The sequence below is a fragment of the Rhodococcus sp. C3V genome (assembly GCF_029269915.1).
GTDB classification, from domain to species: domain Bacteria; phylum Actinomycetota; class Actinomycetes; order Mycobacteriales; family Mycobacteriaceae; genus Rhodococcus_F; species Rhodococcus_F qingshengii.
The window spans coordinates 1-25,681 of the sequence record NZ_JARJBE010000023.1 but is presented as its reverse complement, the minus strand read 5'-3'; the positions used below and the strand labels follow the sequence as shown (position 1 = coordinate 25,681).

17 protein-coding genes and 4 pseudogenes are annotated in these 25,681 nt (G+C 62.4%); 11 read left to right on the top strand and 10 right to left on the bottom strand.

Going from position 1 to position 25,681, the window contains the following annotated elements; translation table 11 throughout:
• Nucleotides 1-92 precede the first annotated feature (92 nt).
• Nucleotides 93-1,628: a long-chain fatty acid--CoA ligase gene (locus P3G66_RS30405; RefSeq protein ID WP_276117682.1), complete on the top strand. Its 1,536-nt coding sequence runs from the start codon at nt 93-95 to the stop codon at nt 1,626-1,628.
• Between the two features lie 297 nt (nt 1,629-1,925).
• Here the strand turns inward: P3G66_RS30405 and P3G66_RS30400 are convergent.
• The 7 genes and pseudogenes from P3G66_RS30400 to P3G66_RS30370 form a co-directional block, all read right to left on the bottom strand.
• Nucleotides 1,926-2,093: pseudogene (locus P3G66_RS30400) on the bottom strand (NAD-dependent malic enzyme); the annotation flags it as partial.
• 32 nt (nt 2,094-2,125) lie between these two features.
• Nucleotides 2,126-3,530: pseudogene (locus tag P3G66_RS30395) on the bottom strand (IS3 family transposase).
• A 326-nt stretch (nt 3,531-3,856) separates the two neighbouring features.
• On the bottom strand, nt 3,857-4,108 hold the full coding sequence (locus P3G66_RS30390) for an acyl-CoA thioesterase domain-containing protein (RefSeq protein WP_276117681.1): 252 nt from the start codon (nt 4,106-4,108) through the stop codon (nt 3,857-3,859).
• 279 nt (nt 4,109-4,387) lie between these two features.
• Entirely contained in the window at nt 4,388-5,104 is a 717-nt protein-coding gene (locus tag P3G66_RS30385; protein ID WP_276117680.1) for an SDR family NAD(P)-dependent oxidoreductase, read from the bottom strand.
• Nucleotides 5,059-5,313 carry an SDR family NAD(P)-dependent oxidoreductase gene (locus P3G66_RS30380; protein WP_276117679.1) on the bottom strand — a complete coding sequence of 85 codons (255 nt, stop codon included), beginning with the start codon at nt 5,311-5,313 and terminating at the stop codon, nt 5,059-5,061. The genes P3G66_RS30385 and P3G66_RS30380 overlap by 46 nt, the downstream gene beginning before the upstream one ends.
• A 130-nt stretch (nt 5,314-5,443) precedes the next feature.
• Nucleotides 5,444-6,202, bottom strand: a pseudogene (locus tag P3G66_RS30375) (SDR family oxidoreductase).
• A 194-nt stretch (nt 6,203-6,396) separates the two neighbouring features.
• Nucleotides 6,397-8,031, bottom strand: a complete 1,635-nt coding sequence (locus tag P3G66_RS30370) for a long-chain-fatty-acid--CoA ligase (RefSeq protein ID WP_276117678.1) — start codon at nt 8,029-8,031, stop codon at nt 6,397-6,399.
• 769 nt (nt 8,032-8,800) lie between these two features.
• Between P3G66_RS30370 and P3G66_RS30365 the strand changes: the two genes are divergently transcribed.
• The 7 genes from P3G66_RS30365 (at nt 8,801) to P3G66_RS30335 (ending at nt 18,380) form a co-directional block, all read left to right on the top strand.
• Nucleotides 8,801-10,669, top strand: a complete 1,869-nt coding sequence (locus P3G66_RS30365) for an NAD(P)/FAD-dependent oxidoreductase (RefSeq protein ID WP_276117677.1) — start codon at nt 8,801-8,803, stop codon at nt 10,667-10,669.
• Nucleotides 10,666-11,625: a cyclase family protein gene (locus tag P3G66_RS30360; RefSeq protein ID WP_276117676.1), complete on the top strand. Its 960-nt coding sequence runs from the start codon at nt 10,666-10,668 to the stop codon at nt 11,623-11,625. Before P3G66_RS30365 ends, P3G66_RS30360 begins: the two co-directional genes overlap by 4 nt.
• Before the next feature lie 9 nt (nt 11,626-11,634).
• Entirely contained in the window at nt 11,635-12,915 is a 1,281-nt protein-coding gene (locus P3G66_RS30355; protein ID WP_276117675.1) for an SDR family oxidoreductase, read from the top strand.
• A 115-nt stretch (nt 12,916-13,030) separates the two neighbouring features.
• On the top strand, nt 13,031-13,831 hold the full coding sequence (locus P3G66_RS30350; RefSeq protein ID WP_276117674.1) for an enoyl-CoA hydratase-related protein: 801 nt from the start codon (nt 13,031-13,033) through the stop codon (nt 13,829-13,831).
• A gap of 207 nt (nt 13,832-14,038) precedes the next feature.
• Complete coding sequence (locus P3G66_RS30345) at nt 14,039-15,196, top strand: acyl-CoA dehydrogenase family protein (RefSeq protein ID WP_276117673.1); 1,158 nt, start codon at nt 14,039-14,041, stop codon at nt 15,194-15,196.
• Nucleotides 15,186-16,223 carry an acyl-CoA dehydrogenase family protein gene (locus P3G66_RS30340; RefSeq protein ID WP_276117672.1) on the top strand — a complete coding sequence of 346 codons (1,038 nt, stop codon included), beginning with the start codon at nt 15,186-15,188 and terminating at the stop codon, nt 16,221-16,223. Before P3G66_RS30345 ends, P3G66_RS30340 begins: the two co-directional genes overlap by 11 nt.
• Nucleotides 16,224-16,298: 75 nt before the next feature.
• Complete coding sequence (locus P3G66_RS30335) at nt 16,299-18,380, top strand: acetate--CoA ligase family protein (RefSeq protein ID WP_276117671.1); 2,082 nt, start codon at nt 16,299-16,301, stop codon at nt 18,378-18,380.
• A gap of 111 nt (nt 18,381-18,491) precedes the next feature.
• On the opposite strand, the gene P3G66_RS30330 is transcribed toward P3G66_RS30335, so the two are convergent.
• A complete protein-coding gene (locus P3G66_RS30330) occupies nt 18,492-19,442 on the bottom strand; it encodes a LysR substrate-binding domain-containing protein (protein ID WP_276117670.1) in 951 nt (316 codons plus the stop codon).
• A gap of 182 nt (nt 19,443-19,624) precedes the next feature.
• Between P3G66_RS30330 and P3G66_RS30325 the strand changes: the two genes are divergently transcribed.
• Together P3G66_RS30325 and P3G66_RS30320 are read left to right on the top strand one after the other, a co-directional pair.
• A complete protein-coding gene (locus tag P3G66_RS30325) occupies nt 19,625-20,494 on the top strand; it encodes a LysR family transcriptional regulator (protein ID WP_276117669.1) in 870 nt (289 codons plus the stop codon).
• Between the two features lie 4 nt (nt 20,495-20,498).
• Nucleotides 20,499-21,423 (top strand): annotated as a pseudogene (locus P3G66_RS30320) (LysR family transcriptional regulator).
• Between the two features lie 903 nt (nt 21,424-22,326).
• Here P3G66_RS30320 and P3G66_RS30315 read toward each other — a convergent pair.
• Together P3G66_RS30315 and P3G66_RS30310 are read right to left on the bottom strand one after the other, a co-directional pair.
• Nucleotides 22,327-23,685 (bottom strand): MFS transporter, encoded by a 1,359-nt coding sequence (locus tag P3G66_RS30315; protein WP_276117668.1) that lies wholly within the window; start codon nt 23,683-23,685, stop codon nt 22,327-22,329.
• A 552-nt stretch (nt 23,686-24,237) separates the two neighbouring features.
• Nucleotides 24,238-24,618, bottom strand: coding sequence for an ATP-binding protein (locus tag P3G66_RS30310; protein WP_276117702.1), 381 nt, complete (start codon nt 24,616-24,618; stop codon nt 24,238-24,240).
• 454 nt (nt 24,619-25,072) lie between these two features.
• Between P3G66_RS30310 and P3G66_RS31995 the strand changes: the two genes are divergently transcribed.
• Nucleotides 25,073-25,156, top strand: coding sequence for a helix-turn-helix domain-containing protein (locus tag P3G66_RS31995; protein WP_346349173.1), 84 nt, complete (start codon nt 25,073-25,075; stop codon nt 25,154-25,156).
• Nucleotides 25,157-25,681: the final 525 nt, after the last annotated feature.

Sequence of the window (25,681 nt, the reverse complement as noted above, 5' to 3'; positions counted from 1 at the left end):
GCAGTTGTGCACTCACTTGCGGACGCTAGTATCTCCGAGCTAGATTGTGTGCAATATGCGCTCGCTCGGCCTCGTTTCGACTGGAGTCCCACATGCTTTTCAGTGACCTTCTGCGGCGGAATGCCGCTCGATTTCCCCACCGGACCGCTCTCAAGATGGACGATGGTTCCGACGCTCGCACCTACGCCGAGCTCTACCAGCGCGCTCTCCGCCTGGCCAATGGTCTGAGTGGTCTCGCAGCGCCTGGTGACCGAGTTGCGTTGCTATCCGAGAACAACCTCGAGTACGTGGAGGCCTACTACGGCGTCCCCTCCGCCGGAATGATTCTGACCCTGCTGAACTATCGACTGCACCCCAAAGAGTGGGTCTGGATCCTCAACGACTCGGCAGCCCGGGTGCTGATGGTGGAGTCTAAATACCTTGAGGCAATCGCCGACCATCGCTCCGAACTCACGAGCGTCGAGCACATCATCGTGATCGGCGAGGAAGCCACCGGCTTCACGGCCTATGAAGACGTCCAACAGTCCGCGTCGGCAATTGCTCCCCAGCTGAACATCAGCGACGACGACGACGCGTGGCTTCTCTACACCAGCGGAACGACGGGCAAACCCAAGGGCGCTCGACTGACCCATCGTAACCTCAACACAGCGCTGATCCAGTCGGCGATCGAGTACGAGCCGAAGCCGGACACCCGTTTCCTCAACGCCATGCCTCTCTGCCACATCGCCGGCTACCTCACCCCGCTCCACCAGTTCCACGGCGGCACTGTGCTGATGATGTCGGGCTGGGAACCCGAGCGATGGATGCAGTTGGTGCAGGAGAACCACGTGACCAGCGGCGGATTCGCACCGACCATGATGCAGATGCTGCTCGCACACCCGAAGATCAACGACTACGACCTCAGCAGCCTGGAGTGGATGGGTTACGGCGCATCGAAGATTCCTGTAGATGTCTTACGCCACACCATCGATCGATTCGGTCCGGTTGTCTACGCCGGAATGGGCATGACGGAGCTCGGCGGCAATATGCTCACACTCGACAAGGCAGCGCATGTGCGGGCGGCACAGGGCGAAGAGCACCTGCTCGATGCAGTCGGCAAACCTATGTCACTGGTCGATGTCCGTGTCGTCGATCCGCTCGGCAACGACTGTGCGATCGGCAATGTCGGCCAGATCGTCGTCCAGGGCGACCAGGTGACCGCGGGCTACCTCGGCAATCCCGAGGCGAACGCTCAGACGTTCGAGGGCGGCTGGTTCCACACTGGCGATCTGGCCCGCCAGGATGAGGAAGGTTTCCTCTACATCGTCGATCGTGCCAAGGACATGATCATTTCCGGCGGGGAGAACGTGTACTCCAGCGAAGTCGAGAACGCGATTTACACCAACCCCGACGTCCTCGGAGCGGCTGTCATCGGAACGCCCGACGAAAAGTGGGGCGAGCTCGTCACTGCCGTGATCGTGCGCAAACCCGGCACCCTGTTGACCGCCGACGACGTCGTGAACAATTGCAAGTCGCAACTCGCCGGTTTCAAACAGCCTCGCAGGGTCATCTTCATCGATGAAATGCCCCAAACTGTCAGCGGCAAGATCCGCAAGAACATCCTGCGTGAACAGTTCACCACCAACTGACACCACTTCCCTTGGAGTACGAGCTGAGGAACAACCATGTTTTTCGACGTTCGTCACGACCAGGCTGGGGCGATGTTGTTCACAGCATGAACTGCGATGGGTGCCTCACATCGTGTCCGCACCATCAACTGATGGTATCGACTCCAGTACTCCCGATGACTGCGGTTCATCCTTTCTGATGACAGTCACACAGTTCACTTCTCGGGCCGAAAGCCGACATTCCTAGTCGCGTCGAGGACAGACGGAAGACGAGCGAGAGCGATCGATGTCAGTCCGGAGATAGTAGTCGAAACCGCACTAGGCAAGGACACCCTCTGTGCGCGCGGCGGCGGCCATCGCCTGCGCGACTGCAGAGGCGACGCGAGGATCGAGCGGGCTGGGAACGATCCTGTCCACAGCCAGATCCTCTGCGACGACCGAGAAGATCGCCTCGGCGGCGGCGAGCTTCATACCCTCCGTGATGCGGTATGTGTCAAGGCGATTGAGTCCAGCGGGAGTTACGCGGCGGCCTGATCGGCATCGAGTTCGACTGAGGGCTTGTTGATCCAGGCGTCGGTGGGTAGGTCCAGGATCTTTGGGATGCCAGCCGTCCCGAAGCGCTCGGGGTGCTGCGCACGTGCCTGAGCGAGCACGACGGCGCGTTCGGTGGCCTTCTGTCCGGCCAGATCGAAGTGCACATCCGCCGGTGTGTGTAGCCCGATTCCGGTATGGCGATGTTCGTGGTTGTACCACGAGGTGAACGCGTCCAAGACATTTCGTGCATGATGAATCGAGGTGAAGCGCTCCGGCCACCTCGGCCCGTACTTGAGGGTCTTGAACAGTGATTCCGAGTATGGATTGTCGTTCGATACTCGCGGTCGTGATTGTCAGCGGGTGACCTCGAGATCTGCGAGCAGCGTCGGCACGCTCCTACTCGTCATCGATGTACCCCGATCCGCGTGCACCACGTTAGGGATGCCGAGTACAGCAAAGATTTCGGTCATCGTTTCCGCAGCGAGCAATCCCGATTCGTGCGTCTGCACGTGCGCGCCCACGATGTAGCGAGAGCAGATGTCGATCATCACGTACGCGTCGAAATAGGTGCCTTTGACCGGGCCGGGCAACTTCGTGATGTCCCACGAATACACCTGACGTGGTGCGGTCGCCACCAATTCCGGACAAGCTCGGGCGGGGGACGAGCCTGGCGTCGTCGTTCCTTGACCTGCGCGTTCTCCCTCAGGATTCGATACATCGTCGACACCGAACACAGATAGATTTCTTCGTCGAGGAGTTGCGCGTAGACCTCAAGCGGTGGCCGATCTACGAACCGGGCTGCACAACACGTCGAGGACGCCGCGACGTTCCGCCTCGGTGAGTTTGCTCTCCGGGACCCGCCCGGCAGTGGCGACAGCCGGACTACTGCAGTAGGACGGGCTTTGTCCCGCGCCGCGGTGCAACGCGCAATTCCTGTCAGTGTGCTTGCATCCCTTGTGGTTAGATCGGATTCGGCGAGTTCGTGATGGGCGTGCATCAACGCTTCTTGTGCTGCTCGTCCGTGTTCGTGCTCTCGGAGAGTTACTCCAAGAGTTCGTGTGCTTTTACCGTGATTCCCAGTGCGGTTTGGGGGGTAGCGAGCTTCTTGTTCGCTCGTTCGAGTTCGCTTGTGAGTCGGGCGATCTCGGCCTGTTCAGCGGTGAGTTTGCCGGTCTCCTCGCCGGGTTTCTTACCTTCGAGGACGCCGGCGTCGCGTTGTTTGCGCCATTCGCTGATCAGCGAGGAGCACAGGCCTTCACGGCGCAGGTACGCACCGCCTCCGTTGCTCTGGCAGGACTGCTCGCACGCGGTCAGGTCGGCGAGCTTGTCGGCGGCGCTGAAGGCGCGTCGTCGACCGGGGCCGTCGGCGCGAGGATGCGAAGGATCCATCCGGACATTGTCCTTGACCGGAACCATGCTGAAAATTGTCATCGTCAGGTTGATCCGTATCTCGCCCTGCAGGCGGGGTGCTGTGAACCGCTGGACTCAACTCACTCTGCCACGCAGGGTGGGGCAAAATGCTGGCGGCCAACAGGTCCATGTGACTGAGGTAGGTCAGTGCGCACGCATGTACGGCCGGGTCGTCGGGCAGCGGGTCGCGGTGCCGGATCCACAGTTACTGCCTCGTCGACGTCTTGGACCTGCCGGGGACACAGCGTCGGTCCCATGCTTCCCACTCTGCGAGCCCCACGCGGTCCTCGTCGCCTTCGAGTTCCTCAGGGGGCGGGACGGTGGGCATGGTGTCCTGGTGAGAGAAACCCGTCGTCGCCGCGGTGGACTGAGGCCATCATCGTGAAAATGGCTTCGCCGCCCCGTAGTCCGGTTACTCGCCGTGTGCGGAAGCTACGGCCGTCACGGATCCGGTCGACGGCGAAGTCGGTGGGATCGGCGATGGTGCCGGACTTGAGAAAGTAGGCGTGCGCTGAGTGCACTCGGTACGCAGGATCAACTGTGCGCGCGGCCGCCATCAACGCCTGACCTGCGACCTGACCGCCGAACTGGAGGGGCGCTCACTCGGAATCGGACGAGAACAGTACGTGTCGGGCACATGTTCCTCGAGATGGAGGATCACATCGAGATGTGCCACTGCTGCCCGCCTCTCGAATTCTACCGATCTGCGTGTGCCTGCTGCGGTCAAACCAGGGACGTGAGGTGGGGACAGGCTAACACCGACAGCGTCGCTGAACTGGATACGGTGACGCGGGGAAGTCTGGCAGACAGGCCGCTGCGCTGGGCATTCGATTTGCTCACTGGATCAGTGAGTTTCCTCGGAGGAGCGGTTCGAGTGACGGACTCACCGCGATGAGCTCGTGAGTGACAAACTCGGCCAAATCCATTGCAGAGGAAAGGTTGTCGTGGCCCTCGGCGAGGGTCGCGCTCGCTTCAGACCACCCGTCAGGGGTGTCGAGCGTGGGACGAACTGTGGGCGCCACGGCGAACACTCCACGGCGGGCGTGGCCACCACCAATCCGAAGCGTATTGGGACCGACTATATTTACAAGTGTGTCGGGGTGGGCGAGCCAGACCACGAAGGATGCCACGCGTTCCGTGGTGAAATACTCACGCATAGCGGTCTCGACCTCCGGGCGCCAGCGATCGTTCTCCTCGTAAAGCGGTGTCCAGGCACCCGGGATGATCGTGTGCACCCGGATTCCGAGGGTGTCGCCCTCGTGAGCGAGCGTGTTGCTCAGTCCCCAGACAGCGGCCTTGGCCGCACCGTGGGCTGAGCTCCCCGGGTTTCCGAGCATGCCGGCCGATGCGGTGTTGATCAGTCGGCCCGCGCCGGATTCGGCCAGGTATGGCCACGCTGCCCGGGTGACCTCGACAGTGCCTCGAAAGCTGACGTCGAACTGGTTCCACCAGGCATCTGCGTCACGATCCGCGAAGGACCCCTTCCCTTTGACGGCCGCATTGTTGATTACAGCGTCGAGCTGTCCAGAGGCATCGATCGCTGCACTGACCACGCTGGCTGCGTCCCCCACAACGCTGTGACTGTCCGGTACGGCCTGGCCCCCTGCTCGAGGATCTCGGCGACGCCCGAGCCCGCTCGGTCTGCATTGACGTCATTGACGACAACTCGAGCGCCGCGCGCCGCCAAGAGCCGCGCATAGTCTCTGCCCAATCCACGCCCGGCTCCTGTGACCAGGGCTACGCGACCTTGGAAATCAAGCATTGAGGACTCCTCTCTCGGTTCTGTGAGTTTGTCGGACACGAGCGTGCGGCGAAGTGTTCATCGCCCGACGCGGCCGTTAGACATTGCTCCCTGGCCGTGCGATCCGAACACCTCGACGAGCACACCCGAGTCAGTCCCGCGGGCCGCTGGCGACGTAGATGACCTGACCGGACACGAAGCCGGCTCCCTCGCTGGCGAGGAAAGATGCCGTGTTCGCGATGTCCTCGGGCTGGCCGACCCGATTGACTGGGATCTGCGCGGCCGCGGCGGCCTTGAACTCCTCGAACCCGACGCCGACCCGCTCCGCGGCAGCGGCGGCCATCTCGGTTTCGATGGAGCCGGGAGCGATGGCGTTGGCGGTGACGCCGTAGCGGCCCAGCTCGATCGCGAGGGTCTTGGTGAATCCCTGCGTACCCGCCTTGGCGGCCGCATAGTTGGCTCGTCCGCGATTGCCGAGCGCCGACGTGCTGGACAAGTTGACGATGCGCCCGAACTTGGCGGCCACCATGTACTTCTGGACCGCGCGGGTCATCAGGAACGAGCCGCGCAGGTGAACGCCGAGCACCGAGTCCCAGCCCTCGACTGTCATCTTGAACAGCAAATTGTCCCGGGTGATGCCCGCGTTGTTGATCAGCACGGTCGGTGCACCGAGTTCGGTGGCGACCCGCTCGACCGCGGCGGCGACCGACGCCTCGTCGGCAACGTTCGCGACGACGGCCAAGGCCATGCCGCCCGCAGCCTCGATGGCGTCGGCCGTGCCCCCTCAGGCCGACCCGTCGAGGTCGACGACCGCCACCGCGTACCCATCGGCGGCGAGCTTCTTCGCGACGGCGGCGCCAATCCCGCGTGCCCCGCCTGTGACGATCGCGATCCTGTGTTCTTCAGTCATGCTCTTCTCCTCGTAGTTCTTCCGCTGGCGTCCACGTGCCAAGAAGTTCGGCTGTCCCCCGCCTCCGACTCGGAGCACGAATCGGGCTAGGCGAGCTGTCCTCCGGATCCGCCCCTTCGTGGTGAACAGCAAGAGCGGGTATCCGCACGCCCGACAGTGGCAGCGGGGACCGCCAGCATCTACACCTGCGGCGGCTATGAGCTCCACTGGGATCGAAGGATTTTCTTGTCGAGCTTGCCCACCGATGTTCGCGGCATCTCGTCGATGAGCACGACCTTGTCGGGGAGCTGCCACTTCGCGAACCGATCCTTGAGGACTTCGATGATGTCTGCCCGCTTCAGTTCGATACCGTCGCGAGGCACGACATAAGCGACGGGGCGCTCCTGGAACTTCGGATCCGGCACCCCGATGACTGCAGCTTCACGCACTTGCGGGTGATCGAGAATCGCGTTTTCCATGTCGATCGACGAGATCCACTCGCCGCCGGACTTGATGACGTCCTTCAATCGATCTGTGAGCTTGAGGTAGCCTTCCGAAGTGATGACACCGACGTCACCAGATCGCCACCTGCCGTCGGAGAATCGCTCCGCGTTGTCGGAGATATTGTGGTAGCTGGTGGTGATCCACGGTCCACGCAGCTGCACCTCCCCTACCGACGTACCATCCCAGGGCAGCTCGCGACCGTCCGAGTCATCGACGATCTCGATCTCCACCCCGAGAAGCGGCAAGCCCTGATAGCGCTTCAGGTCCCACTTCTGCTCGTCGGACAAGCTGTTCAGATCCGGCTTCAGCTGCCAATTCAAGACTGCGACCGGGCTGGTCTCGGATGCACCGTATGCATGGATGACCTGGGCCCCGGTGAGCTCCGACAGCCCCATCATCAACGACTGCGGCGGCTCCGTTGAACCAGACACAAAGCGGGCACGAGACAGATCCGGGGCGGAGGGCAAGGACCGAATGTGCTCAAGGATCGGCGTGAAGATGGACGGGGCGCCGTTGGCCACCGTGACTCCCTCGCCGATCAGCGCATCGGCGACGGACTCGATGTCCTCGGCAGCGAACTTGCCCGGAAGGACAACCTTCGCGCCGGCGCCGACGGCCGCCTGGGGAAAGCCCCAGGACAGCACGTGGAACATCGGCGTCACCGGCATGACGCAGTCCAGATAGTCGATCTTGAGTGCGCTGATCACGCCCAGCGTGTGTAGATAGATGGCGCGGTGCGAGTAGTACACTCCCTTGGGCTGGCCCGTCGTTCCTGTCGTGTATCCGACATAGCACGCGGTGCTCTCGTCGACGAGCTGCCAGTCGTAGCGCTCCGGCTTACCTGCAAGCAGGTCTTCGTAGAAGTACATGTTCGACAGGGATGTCGTGATCTCCGTCGAGGGCTTGTCTGTCATCACCACCCAGCCACGGACCTGGATCTTGTCGGCAAGTTGCTCGGCGATCGGCAGTAGCGACTCGTCAACGAAGATCCACTGCGCCTCAGAATGCTCGACCACGTACGCGAGGTCCGCAGGAGCCAGCCGCAGGTTCATCTGCAACATGGTCGCGCCCACCCCTGGCACCCCGAAGTACAGCTCCAGGTGCCGGAGATGATTCCAGTCGAGCACGCCAACCATCGTCCCAGGCCCGATGCCCAGCTCGTCCAGGGCGTGTGCGAGCTGGCTGACCCTACCCATGGTTCCGGCGTAGTCCGTCCGCTGCCACGACCCATCGAGCCTGCGGTGCACGATCTCCGTGCTCGGGAACACTCGGGCGGCTCTCTTGAGCAACGAGGTCACATTCAGCGGGTAGCCGTCACCCATCGTGGAACGAATTCCGGTCAACATACTTTCCACCTTCGAATCTCGCGGCCAGCAGGCCGCACTCTCAGCGATGCATCACGTGGCTGTTGTCCAGCAGAAGCTGCGCTGGCGGACAGCCGCGCCCTGGCCGGCCAGTCTTCGGCCACTTCGTGCGCGGGTCGACGTGCATGGGACGCTCCCCATGCACACGGAGCGCAGATCCCGCGGCTGCCACCGACTCCAGACTCATGGCCTATGCAGATTAATCTATGTCATTAATTTTGAAGGAACATATATTTTGCCCACTAGAGTGTCAAGGGTCACGCGACGGGTCGCTCTTACGCAGCGCGTTCCCTCACTCACGTGAACGACAAGCGGGAGGCAGCGCCTCCAGAAGGCCCGCTCAGGGGTCGAGCCCGGAATGGCGACACGGGTCGGGGATGGCACCCCTTCGACCGAGTTGCTACCGCCGAATCGGATGATAACCCCGTGCGCTCCTATAACCACAGCGTGCCCCTCCCGTCAACCAGAAGGATCTCGCACTGCCCAGCGAGCGCAGCGCACGGACCACAGCTTTCGTCGGAGAGCTCGCGGCAAGTCTCCCTGCATCCACATCGGTATGAGATGCAGCAGATTCCCTGCGCCCGAAGGCATTCCGCTCGAACACCCCCGTCCGACCCCTTCCATGCTCACCGAAACCCCACCAAATGACTATAGACAAAAGCGATTAGGCCTGCGACAGTAATCACTGAGTGGGATTGATCTAGTCAGATCTGCTGTTGAGCGATCCCTCACAACGTGGAAAAGGATGAAGATGACGACTCCTACTACCGATTCGATCGACGTTGCAGCCGTGGATGCATGGCTGAGCCAGTTCGCCGAGACACTTCGCGCCCGAGGGCATGGGCGGTCCCTCGACAACGTGCTGCTCCCCGACGCGATGTGGCGCGATGGCCTGGCAGTATCCTGGCAGCTGACCACCCTGTACGGACTCGAGCAGATCGCGGAGGCCCTGCAGTCTGCACCGCTGTCGGTGCAAACCCTGACGTTGGACCCGACCCTCGAAATGCGGCGCACCGTACGCAACGGCGTCGAGCACATCGAGGTCCCCTACTCCTTCACGACGTCGATCGGACGCGGACGCGGGTACGCCCGCCTGGTCGAGCTCGATGGGCAGCTCTGGGGCTGGACGTTCGGCACGATCCTCGACGAACTCATCGGCCACGAGGAGCAGACCGGAGCGAACAGGCCGAGCGGCTTGGAGTTCTCTCGGACCTTCAGCGGACCCAACTGGCTCGACAAGCGCAACGAGGAGCAGCGGTTCGACGGACGGGAGCCCGAGGTCCTGATCGCCGGCGGCGGCCAGGCCGGACTGACCGTCGCCGCCCGGTTGCGTCAGCTGGGCGTCGACGCGGTCATCGTCGACCCGATGGAGCGCGCCGGCGACAACTGGCGCAACCGCTATCACTCGCTGACTCTGCACAACGAGGCGGACGTTTGCCACCTCCCGTACATGCCCTTCCCTGCTACCTGGCCCACCTACATCCCCAAGGACATGCTCGCCGGCTGGATCGAGAACTACGCCACGGCAATGGAATTGAACTTCTGGGGAAGCACAAGCCTTGCCAGCGCCGACTACGACGAGACCTCCCAGACGTGGACCGCGACGGTCCACAACCACGACGGCACCGAACGAGTGGTGCGCCCGAAGCACATCATTCTCGCCACCGGGGTGAGCGGGAAGCCGATCATTCCGAACCTCCCTGGTAGCGCCGACTTCACCGGGACGAAGATCCACACGAGCGCGTTCGTCGCAGGCGATACGTACAAAGGCAAGCGAGTACTCGTGATCGGCACCGGAACGAGCGGTCACGACACCGCCCAGGAACTGCACGGCGCCGGCGCCGAGGTCACGATGATGCAACGCTCCGCCACCGCGGTCGCGACGGTGGGCGTTGAACGCGCAGGCAAGCTGTACGCCCCCTACATGCGTGGGCGCCCGACCGAGGAAACCGACCTGAAGTCCGCCTCGACGCCGTACCCGCTGAACCGTCACAGCATGCAGCTGCTGACCAGGGAACTGCGGGAAGCCGAGCGCGAACTCCACGAAGGGCTGGAGGCCGCGGGATTTAGGGTGACGTTCGGCGACGACGATCTGGGCTTCGCCGGAAAGTTCTTCGAGAGCTTCGGCCACTACTACCTCGACGTCGGATGCTCCGGACTTATTGTCGACGGTGCGATCAAGGTGCTCCAGTTCGCCGACTTCGACCGCTTCGTGGCGAACGGTGTACAGGTCACCACCGGCGAAACCCTCGAGTTCGATCACGTCGTGTTCGCGACCGGATTCCAAGGACAAGATTCTGTGGCCGGCGAGATCTTCGGCGAGGATGTCCAGCGTTCGCTGGGCAAGATCTGGGGCTTCGATCCCCAGGGCGAGATGAACAACATGTGGCGCCGCACCGGACAGAAGGGCCTGTGGATCGCCGGTGGCGGCTTTGCTCAGTGCCGCGTGAACTCGAAGTTCCTTGCCCTGCAGATCAAGGGTCGCCTCGCCGGACTGGTGCCGGACACAGCCGATTCCACCGAACCGTTAGGCCGAGTGCGTCCGCAGGACACGGTCGACGTCACGGAGTTCAGCATCTCAGCGCCGTCTCAGACGCTGAAGGCAGGCGCGCCCGTATGACCGCCTCGCTTCCGCTGTACGACGATCTCCCCGTCGGGGACCTCGGTGGACGGCTCGGGTGGGGAGTCTTCGGCGAGAAGGACCAACGGGGAACGATCAATCACCTGACTCCAGAGGTCGTGAAATCTGCTGCAAGCCTGGTGAAACGAGGGGTCACGTTCCCGCTTGATCATCCGATCGGACACTACAGTCCACCGATAGTCGCAGGCAGACTAGAGACTCAGCATCATGTGATCGAGATGGCCGGTGGTCTGGCGATGGACGATTACTACGACGCTTACTTTCCACAGGCCGGAAGTCAGTGGGATTCGCTGGCACATTTCGGATACGACCGCGACCAGTTCTATAACGGCGTGTCGGTGGACGAAATTCGTTTGCAGAACATGAACACCATCCATAGCTGGACCGCCACCGGAATCGTCGGGCGCGGAGTGATTCTCGATATGCCGGCGTACTTCGAATCGACTGGCGGCGCGTACAGGCCCGACGAAACCTTCGAGATCACCAGCGCGCACCTCGAGGGCGCGGCCACTCTGCAGGGTGTGACTCGCAAGCCCGGCGACATCCTGCTCGTCTACACCGGCTTCGATCGCTGGTACGGATCCCGAGATCACGCCGGCCGAACCGAGATCACGCAACGACGGACGATCGCCGGGCTCGCCAGGTCGGAGGAAACGGCCCGCCATCTGTGGAACACCCGTGTCGCGGCGGTTGCATCCGACAACCTCGCCGTCGAGGCATCACCCGGCGACTTCAGCGCAGAAGCCGTGCCGTTCGGCTTCCTCCACCAGATCCTGATCGGAAGTCTGGGCATCGCTCTCGGCGAGCTGTGGAAGCTGTCCGACCTGGTCGACGACTGTCGGAAAACGCGCGTCTACGAGGGAATGCTCGTCAGCACACCGATCGGTGCTCCGGGCGGAATCGGATCCCCCGCCAATGCCATCCTCATCAAGTAAGGGAGCACAATGCACGAGCTCGCCGACAAGACAGTCCTGATCACGGGCGGCGCCAGCGGAATCGGACTAGGAATGGCGCAAGCGTTCCTGGAAGAGAACAGCAAGGTCGTTATTGCCGACATCAATGCTGCGAACTTCTCCGATGCCCGCCAGGTCCTTGCGGATGACTTGTCCCGGGTCGAGTTCGTCGAACTCGACGTTTCCTATGACGAGAGCTGGATCAAGGTCGTCGACTATATGTGGGAGACCTACGGGGGCATCGACGTCCTGGTCAACAATGCCGGTGTCGGACAGGGTGTACTTCCCTCAGGGAAGCAGGCGCGGGCATGGGAACTCCCGGCCTCTGCTCGTGACCTCGTGCTGGACGTGAACATCGCTGGAGTCATTCGAGGCGTCCAACATGTTGTGCCCCGAATGATCGAGCGAGGCCAGGGCGGTCACCTGATCAGCACCGCGTCGATGGCAGGACTCGTCGCGGTACCGGGAACAAGCCTCTACGACACCTCGAAATTCGCGATCGTCGGGTTCTCGGAAGCTATGGCGGGCGAGTTGATTCCTCACGACATCGGCGTATCGATTCTCTGCCCCGGAAGTGTGAAATCGAAGCTCAAAGCGACAGCCGCCCGGCGCAGTGCCGCAAACTCATCGAGCGGAATCGGCGACTACCTCGAGACACTCCAGGAAGCGCGTTCGGGGAAAATGGACGCCCTCTCCGTCGGGCGCCGAACAGTCGACGCGGTGAAGAACAACGAGCTCTACGTCATCACCCACCCCGCCTTCAAACAGGAGGTCGAACTCCGGCACCGCAAGGTCGAGGCAGCGTTCCGTGAGCCGGCGCAGGAAGGCTACGTAGAGAACCCGGCTGCCGTCGCCGGTGCGGGCAACCCGATCTACCGCTCGGGCGATTCGCCCGAGACGGTAGGAACGCCCACGATCGAGGTGACGCGGAAGGCGCTGATCGTGACTCAGGGCGACATCGATCCAGCGAACGAGGAGGAGTTTAATCGCTGGTTCGACACCGAGCACCTTCCGGAGCGGGCGAACTGCCCGGGATTCCTGTCCGCTCGCCGATTCCAAGCAGTCGACGGTGCACCGAAGTACCTGGCGATCTACGAAGCCGAGAATCTGGGCGTCCTCGACACCGACGACTATCGGGCGATGAAGACCCCCAGCGACTGGCAGAAAAAGATCGCGCCGCACCTCACACAGTCGAGCCGGCGGGTCTACACGGAGATCACGCAGCCTGCCGCCGAGGAACAGCGGGTCATCGCGGTTCGACACGACCGCTGACCCCCGCCGGTGCGTTCGAACACATCGCCGGGTGACGACAGATCCAGAACAGAACGCCACGATTTCTGGGAACCGAGCAACCCGGTCTCCCCTTGGCAAAGGATGGGAATGAACCATGGAACGTGAATACGAAACCCTCGAAGTGGTCCGCAAAGACAACGGAGTGGTGATCGTTCGGCTGGACCGCGCGCCGGTCAATGCCGTCAACAAGCAGATGGTGGCAGACCTGACCGCCGTCTTCTCCCAGGCCGAGTACTCGAAAGAGGCACGTGCGATCGTGCTCAGCGCCAATGGCGATGGCATCTTCTGCGCAGGAATCGATCTCAAGGAGCGGCGTCAGCTCAACTCCGGCGAGCTGGATCATCCCGTCCCGGGAATCGTGGTCGACTTCGGTGTGGCATGGCGCCGAGCAACCGAAGCGATCGCCCACTGCGCGGTCCCGGTGATCGCCGCGGTCGACGGACTCGCCGTGGGCGCGGGCCTGATGGTCGCCCAGTGCGACATCATCTACGCATCGGAGCGGGCCGCGTTCGGCCTACCCGAGATCAATGTCGGCCTCCTCGGCGGAAGCAGTGTCGTCACGCGGATGGTCGGCCCCTTCAAGGCACGGAAGATGTTCTTCACCGGCGATCCGGTGTCGGCGCGCGAGTTCTACCGACTCGGCGCCGTCGAAGAAATCGTCCCCGATGGCGAGCCCGAGCGGTACGCAGTCGAACTCGCCGACAAGATCGCGACGAAGAGCCCCATCGCGATGCGCTTGGCCAAGGAGTCGGCGGTGCGGATCGACGGCTTGCCGGTCGAAGATGGCTACCGCTGCGAACAGGACTACACCCTCCGGCTCAGGCTGTTCGAGGATTCCGCGGAGGCGATGACCGCCTTCGTGGAGCGACGCCAGCCCGAGTGGCAGCTGCGGTAGGCCACCTGTGAGTGGGTCCGCTCACGAGGCGGGCCCACTCACCGACGCGGCGTCGGCCCGGCCGCAGGGCCTGGACGGCTTAGCCACGTCGTCGCTCATATCAATCTCTTCAATACATTACATATTGACATTAATCACCGACCATTATTAGTCTGACGTTGAGTTTGACTGCTGGCGTGCCGCCAGAGCTATCGAGGGAGTCCAGCAATGCACTTGGAGCTGACTGCGGAGCAACGAGCGTTCCGGGACGAGATCCGGAACTGGCTCGGTGAGAACGTGCCCACCGAACCGTTGCCGGACAAGTGGACGCAGGACGGGTACGAGGCCCACCAGAAGTGGGAACAGCGCCTGTATGAAGCCGGGTTCGCCGCCGTGCAGTGGCCGTCGGAGTACGGCGGACGCGGTATGGATCCGCTGAGCACCGCCATCTTCTACGACGAGTACGTACGAGCACATGCCCCGGATCGGCTCAACCGCCTCGGGCTCGGGCTGGCCGGCCCAACCCTGATCACACACGGCACCCAGGTACAGAAGGACCGCTGGCTGACGAACATCCTGTCCTGCCGCGAGTTCTGGTGCCAGGGTTTCAGTGAACCCGAGGCGGGAAGCGACCTGGCCTCCCTGCGCACCCGTGGAACCGTCGACGGCGACAACATCATCGTCAACGGCCAGAAGATCTGGACGTCGGGTGCCCGGTTCGCGGACTGGATCTTCACGCTCGTCCGCACCGATTCCAGCGTGCCCAAGCACAAGGGAATCACCTTCCTGATGATCGACATGCGATCCGAGGGAATCACCCTGCGATCGATCGAGCAGATGGTCGACGACGCCGGATTCTGCGAGGTCTTCTTCGACGACGTGGTCGTCCCCCGGGCGAACGTGATCGGCGAGATCAACCAGGGTTGGCAGATCGCCATGTCCACTCTCGGATTCGAACGTGGCAGCGGTCTGAACACCGCCGCTCACTTCAAGCGCGTGCTGGGCAAGATCGTCAACCTGGTCCCCGCGGACAGGCTCGGCGACCCCGATCTACTCGATCGCATCGGCGGTTTCGCCGAGGAGATCGAGGCATACCGCTACCTCTCGCTGCGCACCACCTCCGAGCTGTCACAAGGGAAGACCCCCGGTAGGCAGTCCTACATCGGCAAGGTCTGGTGGTCGGAAATGCAGGCCAGGATGCTCGAATTCGCAATGGAGCTGCTGGGCGAGAATCAGCAGCTCACCGACGTCGACGACGACCTCCGCCAGCGATACTGGCTCACCCGCGCCTCGCTGATCTTCGCCGGCACCAATGAAATTCAACGAAACGTCATTTCCGAGCGTGCCCTCGGTCTGCCGAAGGAGGGTACATCCCGTGCTGTTTGATTTCACCGACGAGCAAAGAGAATTCGCCAGGTCCGTCGATGCCTGGGTCGCGCGCGAATTCGGCACCGACACTCTGCGCCAGGCCTGGCAGGACGGCCATGCGCGCTCCCGGAGCAACTGGGATAAGCTGGCCGAACTCGGACTCACCACGATCCTGGCGCCGGAAGAGCTCGGCGGCCTCGGCGGACGCTTTCCCGACCTGACACTGTCTCTCGAGAGGGTCGGCGCGGCCGCACTCGACGAGCCGGTCGCGGCGACGGGCGCCGTCGTCCTTCCCACTCTCCTGCGATTCGGCGCACCGGATCTGCGTCAGAAGTACGCGGAGCGGATCGCCGAGGGCACCCTGATGGGCACCACGGCGCTCGGCGGCGCCGACCTCGTCGCGGACGGCAGCCGCGCCGACATCGTCCTCTACGAAAGCAAGGGCGCCCTCCGGTTGGCTCGCTCCGGCGAGTTCGACGCCACACAGGTCGACTCCCAGGACCCGAGCCGTCGACTCGCTCGCTGCGTATTCGACGACGCGCGCTCCGAAATCGTGACCGCGGACGCGAACGCACTGCGATGGGCCCAGGCTGCAAACACCGCTGTGACGGCGACGCTGCTCAACGGGCTGTCGACGACCTTACTGGACATGTCGACCGAGTACGTCAAGCAACGTCAGCAGTTCGGCCAGGTGGTCGGAAGCTTCCAGGCGATCAAGCACAAGCTCGCCGACGTCATGATCGCCCTCGAAGCAGCGCGCTCGGTCGGCTGGTTCGCGATGTACGAGCTGGACTCCTCGTCCGATGGCTGGGCGACGGCAGCGGCGATGGCCAAGTCGATGGCGACCCGGGCGAACCTCGCTGCCGCGAACGCCGCGCTGCAGTGCCATGGCGGAATCGGGTTCACACGCGAACATGACCTGCATCTGTTCCTCCAGCGATCGATGGCCTGGCGGGCAATCGACGGTTCCGTTGCTCAGCATCGCCGCACCGCGGCTCGCGGCGCCATCGAGGAGTTGCGGGACGTCGAGCCGGTCGGTGCATGACGATGGCGCACCGTCCGGCACCGGGGGACCACCCCCTCCTGAACCGACTTTCATCGTTGTACGGAGAGTGAAGTAGTGAAGATCCAGACCCTTCCGGAAGTCCAGTCCGATTCTGATCGGATCGATCTCGTCCGAGAGTTCCTCGAAGTCCGCAGTGCCTGCCTGGTCGGTGCGTCGGACGGCAAGAACAACTCGTGGTCGTTCAACGCCCGAATGACGCGCGCGGCGATCAACGCCAAGCTCGACAAGCTCCAGCTGGTCGGTCGCGCCGGTGGAGAGATCGAGGGCATCCCGGTCGTGGGCAGTGTCCTCGAAACCAGCGGCCAGCCCGGCGATCTGTGTGTACTCGTGGTGCGTGCTGCCGAGGTCGTCGCGACGATCCGCGATGCACAGGGTGTCGGGTGGGATCACTTCCTGATCATCAGCGAACTCGGTGAACAGGAACGAGCCGAGCTCGCTGCGTTGATCCCCGACTCGGTTCGAGTGTGGGGACCCAACTGTGTCGGCTACACCGCCGTCTGTTCCGAGCTGACGTTCATGGCGACCGACGAGAAGTACCTGATCGACGGCAACCGGTCGAGCCTGGCGCTGCTGTCACAAAGTGGTGGCGCACTCGGCACCATGGCCCCTCTCGTTCAGCAGACCGGACTCAACGTCTCGCACCTGCTCAGCGTCGGAGAGGAAGCCGATCTGGGTATCGAGGACGTCTTGGACTACTTCGCGGAGTCGGGCGTCACCGATGGCGCTGTGGTCTTCGTCGAGGAAGCACGTCGGCCGGATGCCTTCCTGCGGGCAGTCACCCGGTGCACCGCGAAGGGGCTTCCCGTGGTCGTGGTGAAGGTCGGAAAAAGCGCGGTCGCCCAGCAGGCTGCCCAGGATCACACCGGAGCGCTTGCGGGCGACTGGGACGAGTTCGCTGCAGCCGTCCGCCACAGCGGGGGCGTGGTCGCCGAGTCGTTCCGCGACGCGGCAAACGTCGCCGCCCTGCTCGTCAACAACGAGGGCCGGCGACCCGGCCCGAACACCGTGGTGTTCACGACCTCGGGTGGGTCGGGTGCGTTGGCCGCGGACCTGATCGACCAGTCCGCGCTGCAGCTGAGCCCGCTGTCGGAATCCGCGCGTGCGCTGCAGGAGCTCAACACCCGCAACTCCACGCTGAACCCGTTCGACTCCGCCACTGGCGGCGGTACACCGAAGATCCTCGAGCAGTACCTCCGGTCGATCGACGCCGACCCGTCGGTCGATTCGTTGCTGTTCCTGACCTCGGGGAACATCTACGGTCAGTTCATCTGCGAGCAGCTGACGTCCGGGATCCTGAGCAAGCCGATCGTTTTTGTCTCGACGCAGGTCGAACCCCTGCTGCACAAGCAACTCAACGACAGGGCCGTTCTGGTCGTCGACGATATCGGGGACGCCGTCCGGTGGCTGTCGGCGGCTTCGGGCTCGACGACGCAGATTCCCACGGCGGACGTCGCCGGCTCCGACGAGCAGCACGACGACACCACTGGCGAGGAGTGGCTCACCTACACCGAGGGCACCGCGCTGCTGGCCCGTGCCGGCGTCTCTCGGCCCGGCACCGCCTGGCTCTCCCGGGGGAACGAACTGGCAGATTCTCCGGCCTTGACCTACCCCGTTGTGGTCAAGGGCGGCAATTTGCGGGGCCACAAGGCGCTCTACGGAGGCGTGCGGACCGGAGTCCGCGATCGGGACCAACTGCTCGAGGTCATCGGCGACATGAGCGCGCTGTTCCCCGAGCTCGTCATCGAAGAGCACGCACCCAGCGGCGCCGAGGTACTGGTCACCGCCAAGGCAGGTCCTTTCGGCGGCATGCTGGTCGTCGGATTCGGAGGAAAGCATGCCGACGCGCTCGGCAACCAGGTCGTGCTCAGCCGACGAAGCACCGCCCCGGAGATCGCCGCCGCGATACGTGCGACGCCGTTGTACACCTACCTCGGCTCGACAACCGGTGATGCCGCCGCGGGCGCCCAGTTGATCGCCGATCTCGCGGTGCAGCTGTCCAGCGTTCTCGAGACCGACTCACTCGACTCGGTCGAGCTCAATCCGGTCGTGGTCACTCCCGACGCGGCCTACACGTGTGACGTCAAAGGCCGCCGAAGTGACCCCGGTTTCGTTCCGGCGGGTTCCACACTGGTCTGAGACGACGTTCGGGACGCTGACGAAGATCTACTGCGAAGGGGCACGCCTACTCAAGGCGAGCCCCTTCGCGTCGAGCTACACAGGGTTGGCCAGCGACCCTGCGTATCGCTGTCACACAACAGACGACATGGGGAGCGCATCCTCATGTAGCGCAGCTGCACTGCTCAGTGCAATGTCCAACCCGAAGTGCGCGGAGGCGAGGGTGAGCACCAGCTTGAGCGAGGGCGAGACCCTTTCGGATCGCCACAACAGGTACACGGGCATCACGTCGTCCACCCCATCCAGCGGGACGTACTTGACTCCCGGGAATTGGAGGCATTCGGCAGACTCTCCCGCCAATGCGACGCCCACGTTCGCCCCAACGAGCGCCAGGAGGCTGTAGGGGTCGCTCACGTTCTGCACGATGTTGGGCGTGAAACCGGCCTCTCCGCAGAGTTTCGTCAGGAGCGCACGCAGTTGAGAACCGATCTTCTCCGGGAACGCGACGATCCGTTCTTTGCGCAAGTCGTCGACTCGAACGGAATCCTTGCTGGCGAAAGGGTGCAGATCCGACACGGCCACAAGGAGTTTGTCCTTCTTCACCAGTGCCCACTCGAGATCCTGTGGAATGTCTTGTGCGGTCACGATCGCCAGGTCGAGGTCTCCGGATCGCAGCTGTTCCACGGCCTGGTTGAAGAAGGTCTGTGGATGTATGTCTATGACGACTTCGTGTGCATCTTTAGCGGTGATCTTCGCCAACTGGAAAACCAGGGCGTAGCCCGTTCCCCCTGCGATACCGACATGTACCCGTCCGATCCGCCCGTCTTGCGCAGCAGCCGCGACTCGTCGAAGCTCGGCTAGCTTGTCCTTCACGACCAGAGCAGGGGCAAGCATGGCCTCACCCGCGGGCGTCAGAGACACCGACCTGGTGGTGCGGACGAACAGATCGACGTTGAGCTCCGCTTCGAAGGCCTTGATTAGCTGACTCAACACCGGCTGCGCAATACGCAGCTGCTTCGCGGCACGACCGAAGTGCAGTTCGTCCGCAAGAACCAAGAAGGCCTCAACGTGCTTGATGTCCATCTGGTATCAATCCTTACAACTAATCGGTAGTTGGCACATTGCTACCCAACTATTAGTGTTAGTGACTGATTGTACGGCGGAAAGGCCCTTGCCGGTCAAGAATTGAAGGCCTCTCACTCGACCCCGGCCATCTGGTGTGGCGGGCCGGGCTGCCCGGTGTTCGATTGGGTGAAGGGGAAGAAGTGAATCTGCACCTCGTTACCTACTTCTTGGCTGTAGTGGACCGTGGCGGAGTCACGAAAGCTGCCCGCGCGCTCTACATTTCGCAACCGTCACTCTCCCAGTCCATCCGCACGCTCGAACGACGCCTCGGCGTCACCTTGTTCGACCGCGTAGGCCGACGCCTGACGTTGACCGACGAAGGGAGGACCTTCGAATTCGCAGCGCGCCGTATCGTCGCAGACGTCGAGCGCGCCGAGCAAAAGATGTCAACCATTCGAAACCTGGAGTCGGGGACTGTCGATATAGCAACATTCTCCGCCTTCTCCATCGATCCCACCGTCGAGCTTGTACGCCGCTTCCGGGCGAGCCACCCTCACATCACACTGAGAATCTCCGAGACGAGAGACCCGGCCGGAGTGCTCTCGGCGCTCCGCCGTGGGAAGGCAGAAGTCGGCATCACGGACCTGGCGACGGATCACCCCGGAATGGCCAGTATTCCGCTAAGTGAGCAAGAGTTGGTACTCGCCATCCCGCCCCATCTGGCCACCGGCCTCCCCGATCCACTGCCCCGTGCTCGTGTCCGGGACATCCCTATGGTTGTCGATCTAGGTTCCCCCGGAGCTCTGGTCAACGCACGCGAGATGTTCGGCACCTGCAATGTTGTGGTCGACTGCGCTCATCCGACTGCCGTCTGGGAATTCGTGCGACGTGGGACCGGCGGAACCCTCGCACCACGATCGGTTGCCGAACAGCAAATGTCCGATGCGATCGTGATTGCTTTGGATCCGCCCGTCGCTCGCAGCGTCGGCCTCATCACACGCGCCGACGAACTCACTCCTGCAGCCGATGCGTTTATCTCGTCGGCCCCATATTGTACGAAAAAGGCGTAGCGACATGGAATTCCGTCAGGTTGCGTTGTTTCTGACCATCGTCGAGAACGGCGGCCTCAACGGAGCTGGGGCCGCACTCGGAGTGGCACAGCCGACGGTCTCGCACGCACTGCGCAGCCTCGAGCAAGAGCTTGGCGTACGACTGTTCCACCGAGTGGGGAGTGGTCTCGTCCTCACTGGTGCGGGTCGTTCGCTCATCGGGCCGAGCCGACAATTTCTGCGTGACGTCCACGCAGTTCAGGATATGCTGACCCTGCCACATGACGGCGTTGCCGGCAGCCTCGATCTCATGGTGTTCCCAGCGCTGGCGACGGGCCCGATCGTCGAACTCGTCGCCCGGTTCTGTGAGGCGCATCCTCGGGCCACCGTACGATTCGCGGACCTACGCCGGGAGCAGAACGCCACCGCTGTCATCCGAGACGGGCACTGCGAATTCGTGGTGGCACACCTGCCAGTCGAACGTGGTGACGGACTCGAAGTCATCGAGCTTGGCATCCAGGAGTACTGGCTGGTCTACCCTCCGGGAACGGAGCTACCCTCCGGGGCCCCTCGCGTGGTCCGATCTGCCCAATATCCCGATGGTGTTCGTTCCACGAATGGGCGGTTCAGTCAGTCTGCAGATCGAGACCGCGATGCAGCAGGCAGGTCTCCATCCCCCTCTGGCTGTTCTCAACGACCAACGGGAAGCCCGACGTCCAATGGTGCTGGCAGGAGTCGGGGGTTCGGTGGTCGAGCGGGCTCTCGCGGAATTCGTCAAGGAGATCGTGGTGGCGCGTCTGAGCGCACCCCCCTCCATTCGGAGCTTCGGGGTCATCTATGACCCCACTTCCTTAAGTAGGGCAGGACGAGCGTTCGTCGATATGCTTCAGGCAGACGGCCCCCAACTCGACGACGGGCCGGTTCGGCTCGACACCGTCACCCAAATATGAAGAAACTCGAAGCTGCGACATGTACAGGTTTATCCCTTCCTGCAGGCTTCGCTCTCAGCCCATCCCTGTCGTCCGGCCGTACCGCTCGGCTTCGCTCGGCGGGCTTCGTGCACCCACCGATTGGCCCCGATGCGGGCACGCCGATTCGGATATCTGGCGGAAGCGGGATGATCGAAGTCACAAGTCGCCAGGACGAACCAATCGGAAATTTCCGAAAGCGAGGGTCGACCTGCTCGAAGTCGACTCCACGAGCGATCCTCGATGGAGGTAGCGGCGGTCCTGGGTCTCCACCAATGCGGGCACCACAGTACCTCGGCGATTGCCGATTACGCGCCGAAGTGCACGCGCTGAGGGCGGGACGCAGCCCCAGACTAGAGCAGTCACCCAAACCCCGACCTGGCCTCACAGCCACTACCGCCTTCCCAGGAACCACACACCGGCGAACCCGAGATCCGCCGAGTTGGACGTGGCCATTTGACGAGCCACTCCCTGCTCGGCGGTCCCGTTTGCCCTGTCTACGAGTTCGCGGACTTACCCGCAGACTACTGCGTTCGCAATATCCGCAGGACCCCTGGCACGCCGACAGAAACCCGATCCTCCCGCGCTGCCCCTCATATCGGAGCGCGGTTGTCACTGTCTGAAAGCGGCGCCAGAATCATGCCCAGTCGGCAGCCTTGCTACGACTCCACGCTCAGAAGTGGATATACGCCGCAGATCTACGAGACGTGCATCGGGGGCCAGAACCACGCTCCGACCATGTCGAGACCGAATTCCGGTACACACAAAAGTAACCGGCGAACTTCGGATCGAGCACCCCTGCCACGTCTCGATAGGGGTGTCCGTCACGGGAGACACGGCCGCCTTCAATACCAACCCGGCTTACGCTCGCCCTACGAATCCGAGCTAGTCTCGCGAAATTTCCTCGAGGGAGCGACCGGTTGTGCGTGGACCGAAGACCGCGACCACCACGCCTACCGCGAACATCAGGAGACCGAGGATAAGATAGAGCGCAGCACTGCCCAAACCGCTGTACATCGCTGCGACCACCACACCGGATGCAATTCCGCCCAGTCGTGCGACTCCACCGACAACTCCGGCTCCGGCACCACGAATGTGAGTGGGGAAAACCTCGGGAATGTACGTGTAGAAGCTGGTCGTTGCTGCAACGAGAGCGCACTGCACGATGACTGCTACAACTGTCAGCACCAACGTAGTCGATGTCTGGCCGAAAACGATCATACCGACGCCAGCCACCAGAACTGCCGCGAGGACCGCCGTCTTGCGTTCGATCTTGTCGGACACGGCAAAGAGCAGAAGCGGTGCCAGAACAACGCCGAAACTCGCGATACTGGCGACCTTCAATGCTTCCGACTGATCCATGCCGCGGTCCACGAGTACTGTCGGCACCCAGGACGAGAACCCGTAGAGACCGAAGATGAATACTGCGAATGCACTGCCCAGCAGCACCATCCTCCGGCGGTAAGGAGGCGAGAGGAGATCCCGGTAGGTGCCACTGTGCGTACCCTCCGGTTCCGTAGCGACGGAGCCGAGCTCGCCTTGGCTACGGGCGATTGTCTCCATCTTGACGGCGATTTGCTGCGCCTCCTCCGTTTTGCCGTTTGCGGTGAGCCAGCGGACCGACTCGGGCAAACCGACCGCAGCGATTCCTGCGATAACGAAGCCGACGACACCGAATGCGAAAACCCATCGCCACGCACCCTCACCCGAGGGTGCAATCGCCAGGGCCGCAAACGAGGTCAGCGGATTGGAGATACCGCCGATGAAAATCGTCACCGCAAGGAACCGGCCCCGGGTCCGAGTCGGGAACATCTCACTGATGTAGACAAAGATGACGCCGGCCGCGGCCTGCACTCCAATGCCGGTCAGGACACGACTGAGAAACAGCACTTCGAAGTTGGGAGCCAGCGCGGACATCAACGAGGTCAGCGAATAGAAGACCGATGCCCCGAGGAGCACCGGCTTTCGCCCGAACCGATCAGAGAGCCTGCCTCCGCCGATCGCCCCGAAGGTCATGCCGATAAACACTGCAGAGGTGACGAGACCAACCTGTCCAATGCTCAGTCCCCACTCGGCACGAATCGTAGGTGCCAAGAACGAGAAGACCACGTTGTCGAACATCTCGACCAGATATCCGAGGCCGAGAACGACGACCCAAAAGACGTGTCGGCGGGTGACTGGAAGTCGGTCGAGTCGCGCGCCAGGGCTCGCCTGCCCGACCAGCGCTTGACTTTGTGTATCCATGCGAAGGGTGCCTTTCGTTCTCAGGTCCTGGTCGAGTGCGTGGAGGAGCACCGACCGGTTGAATGCGCCATGGCCGGGCGTCCGGCAACACCTATCCCGAAGGACGTGGCATTTCACGTCTTACCGGGCTCGGGGACGTAGGCCCGGCAGGTCCAACGGTGGGGTATGGATGAGCGAATGCCCTGTACGGGCTCGCTCGTGGTCAGATCCACCGGCGGCAGTCACCTGCCGACGGTCAATCCGAAGATACTTACTGTCGAAACTAAATGATCAGATCGATTCATATCTTAACAATATCAATTATCCGATCTGATAGTGACGGAACTTACATGCCCAGCGTTGGAAACGTCAAGATCGTGGGTTCGCCCACTACGGAATTGCGGTGAGTCGCCTGCGTAGTCATCCCCCACCCTTGCACTCGACTCGCGCAGGTACGCCACTCGGTCGGCAATACGGTGAGCCGACCCGCACGATACATAAGCTTGGTTAGTCGCTCCGATTCCCTGCAGCACTTTGTGCAAAGTGGCTTACGTCATGTTCAGCGCTCTAGGTTCACTTCCTCGCGCCGCGACGTCGGCGGGTAGCGAGGACGTATTTGACGCGGAAGCCGTGCTCGGCTGCCGCAGCTCCGAGTCCGATGAGGAGATGCGATTTCCCGGTTCCTGAGTCTCCGATCAAGCACAGAGGTTGCCCTTTGCGGATCCAGTCGCCGATGGCGAGGTGCCGATGGCCGCGGGGTTGATATTGGTGTTGGCATCGAAATCTATTTCTGCTAAACACTTTTCGCGAGGGAATCCAGCTCCTCTTATTCGCCGCACCACCGATCCGGTCACGGTCGCCGCATTCGGAGAGCAGAAGTTTCGCGAGGAATCCGTAGTAGGAGAGTTGGTCTTTGCGGGCTGCGGTGGCAGCGTCGACTACGACAGCACGCATGGTGGGAAGCCGCACCCGGCGGCAGGCTTGATCGACCGCTGCGGTGGCGGCTTCCTCGGTCAAACTTCTACGACGCAAGGTGGACACTACGGCTCGCTCGCAAGCAAACAATTCGAATGCATCGTCGTCCCGCATCGGTTTTGTCCGCATGGTCTGTCGTTGAGCAAGTACCTGGTCCAGCAGCGCTAACTCCCCCACCTTTTGCAGACCATCGAAGATCTCGCCGCCCGGGATGTCAGCTTCAAATCGTGACCGAAGCGATCGACACCACCGCCTCCGGTGGGAAACTCATCTTCTCTCGTCGGCACACTCGCAGAATTCGAACGCAATCTCATCCGGGAACGGACTCAGGTCCGTCTCGCCGCGGCCCGGGGCGCGTGTCCGTACCGGCGGCCGTCCGCCGAAGATGGCGTCGACGAAACTTGCATATGCACAAAGCGCATAGGCACAAAGGATGAGGGAGAACGGCATGCATCTCACTGACATCGCGGAGATCATCGGCGTCGGACGATCCACTCTGTACCGACACTTCAAATAGAGACGAGCACTTTCAGCCGGGCGGGTGGCCCGCCGTGTGCACTGTGAGTGCAGTTCGTCTACCGGCTCAAATGCGAACTCATCTCAATGATTGGGATAGTCCGGTACCACATTTGACCGACATCGTCGAAATCAGCGGGATTAGTGGAACAACCCTGTATCGGAATCTGAAATAGATTCGCCGACAATATCATTCGCGAATGATCAAGCCTCGATCGTAGTCACAGCGATCGCTTCCGGGATTTCCAGTTGTAGCGCTGCATCTCCGATGCTCGAGGAGGTATCTCGAGGCATACAGTCCGCGAATCCCGCGTGTCGATCACTTAAGTTCGCTATTTCCACTTTGTCGACCACTCCGTTGTAGTCGCTTCTCTACGAGAGACTGAACGGACAGCTCCGTGAGGCCTGCGCAACGGGGCTTGCTTCCCGGGCTTGCCATGTGTCGTACGGACTGCCCGGTCCGCATGTCCGTCTATACGGTGACGTCGGAGTAGGGCATATGCTCTGACACCCAAGGAAATACGAA

Bases quoted from the DNA above. Each gene is read 5' to 3' on its own strand.
- P3G66_RS30405 (WP_276117682.1), top strand. From the start codon at position 93: ATGCTTTTCAGTGACCTTCTGCGGCGGAATGCCGCTCGATTTCCCCAC.
- P3G66_RS30390 (WP_276117681.1), bottom strand. From the start codon at position 4,108: ATGGCGGCCGCGCGCACAGTTGATCCTGCGTACCGAGTGCACTCAGCG.
- P3G66_RS30380 (WP_276117679.1), bottom strand. From the start codon at position 5,313: ATGCTTGATTTCCAAGGTCGCGTAGCCCTGGTCACAGGAGCCGGGCGT.
- P3G66_RS30370 (WP_276117678.1), bottom strand. From the start codon at position 8,031: ATGTTGACCGGAATTCGTTCCACGATGGGTGACGGCTACCCGCTGAAT.
- P3G66_RS30365 (WP_276117677.1), top strand. From the start codon at position 8,801: ATGACGACTCCTACTACCGATTCGATCGACGTTGCAGCCGTGGATGCA.
- P3G66_RS30360 (WP_276117676.1), top strand. From the start codon at position 10,666: ATGACCGCCTCGCTTCCGCTGTACGACGATCTCCCCGTCGGGGACCTC.
- P3G66_RS30355 (WP_276117675.1), top strand. From the start codon at position 11,635: ATGCACGAGCTCGCCGACAAGACAGTCCTGATCACGGGCGGCGCCAGC.
- P3G66_RS30350 (WP_276117674.1), top strand. From the start codon at position 13,031: ATGGAACGTGAATACGAAACCCTCGAAGTGGTCCGCAAAGACAACGGA.
- P3G66_RS30345 (WP_276117673.1), top strand. From the start codon at position 14,039: ATGCACTTGGAGCTGACTGCGGAGCAACGAGCGTTCCGGGACGAGATC.
- P3G66_RS30330 (WP_276117670.1), bottom strand. From the start codon at position 19,442: ATGGACATCAAGCACGTTGAGGCCTTCTTGGTTCTTGCGGACGAACTG.
- P3G66_RS30315 (WP_276117668.1), bottom strand. From the start codon at position 23,685: ATGGATACACAAAGTCAAGCGCTGGTCGGGCAGGCGAGCCCTGGCGCG.
- P3G66_RS30310 (WP_276117702.1), bottom strand. From the start codon at position 24,618: ATGCGTGCTGTCGTAGTCGACGCTGCCACCGCAGCCCGCAAAGACCAA.
- P3G66_RS31995 (WP_346349173.1), top strand. From the start codon at position 25,073: ATGAGGGAGAACGGCATGCATCTCACTGACATCGCGGAGATCATCGGC.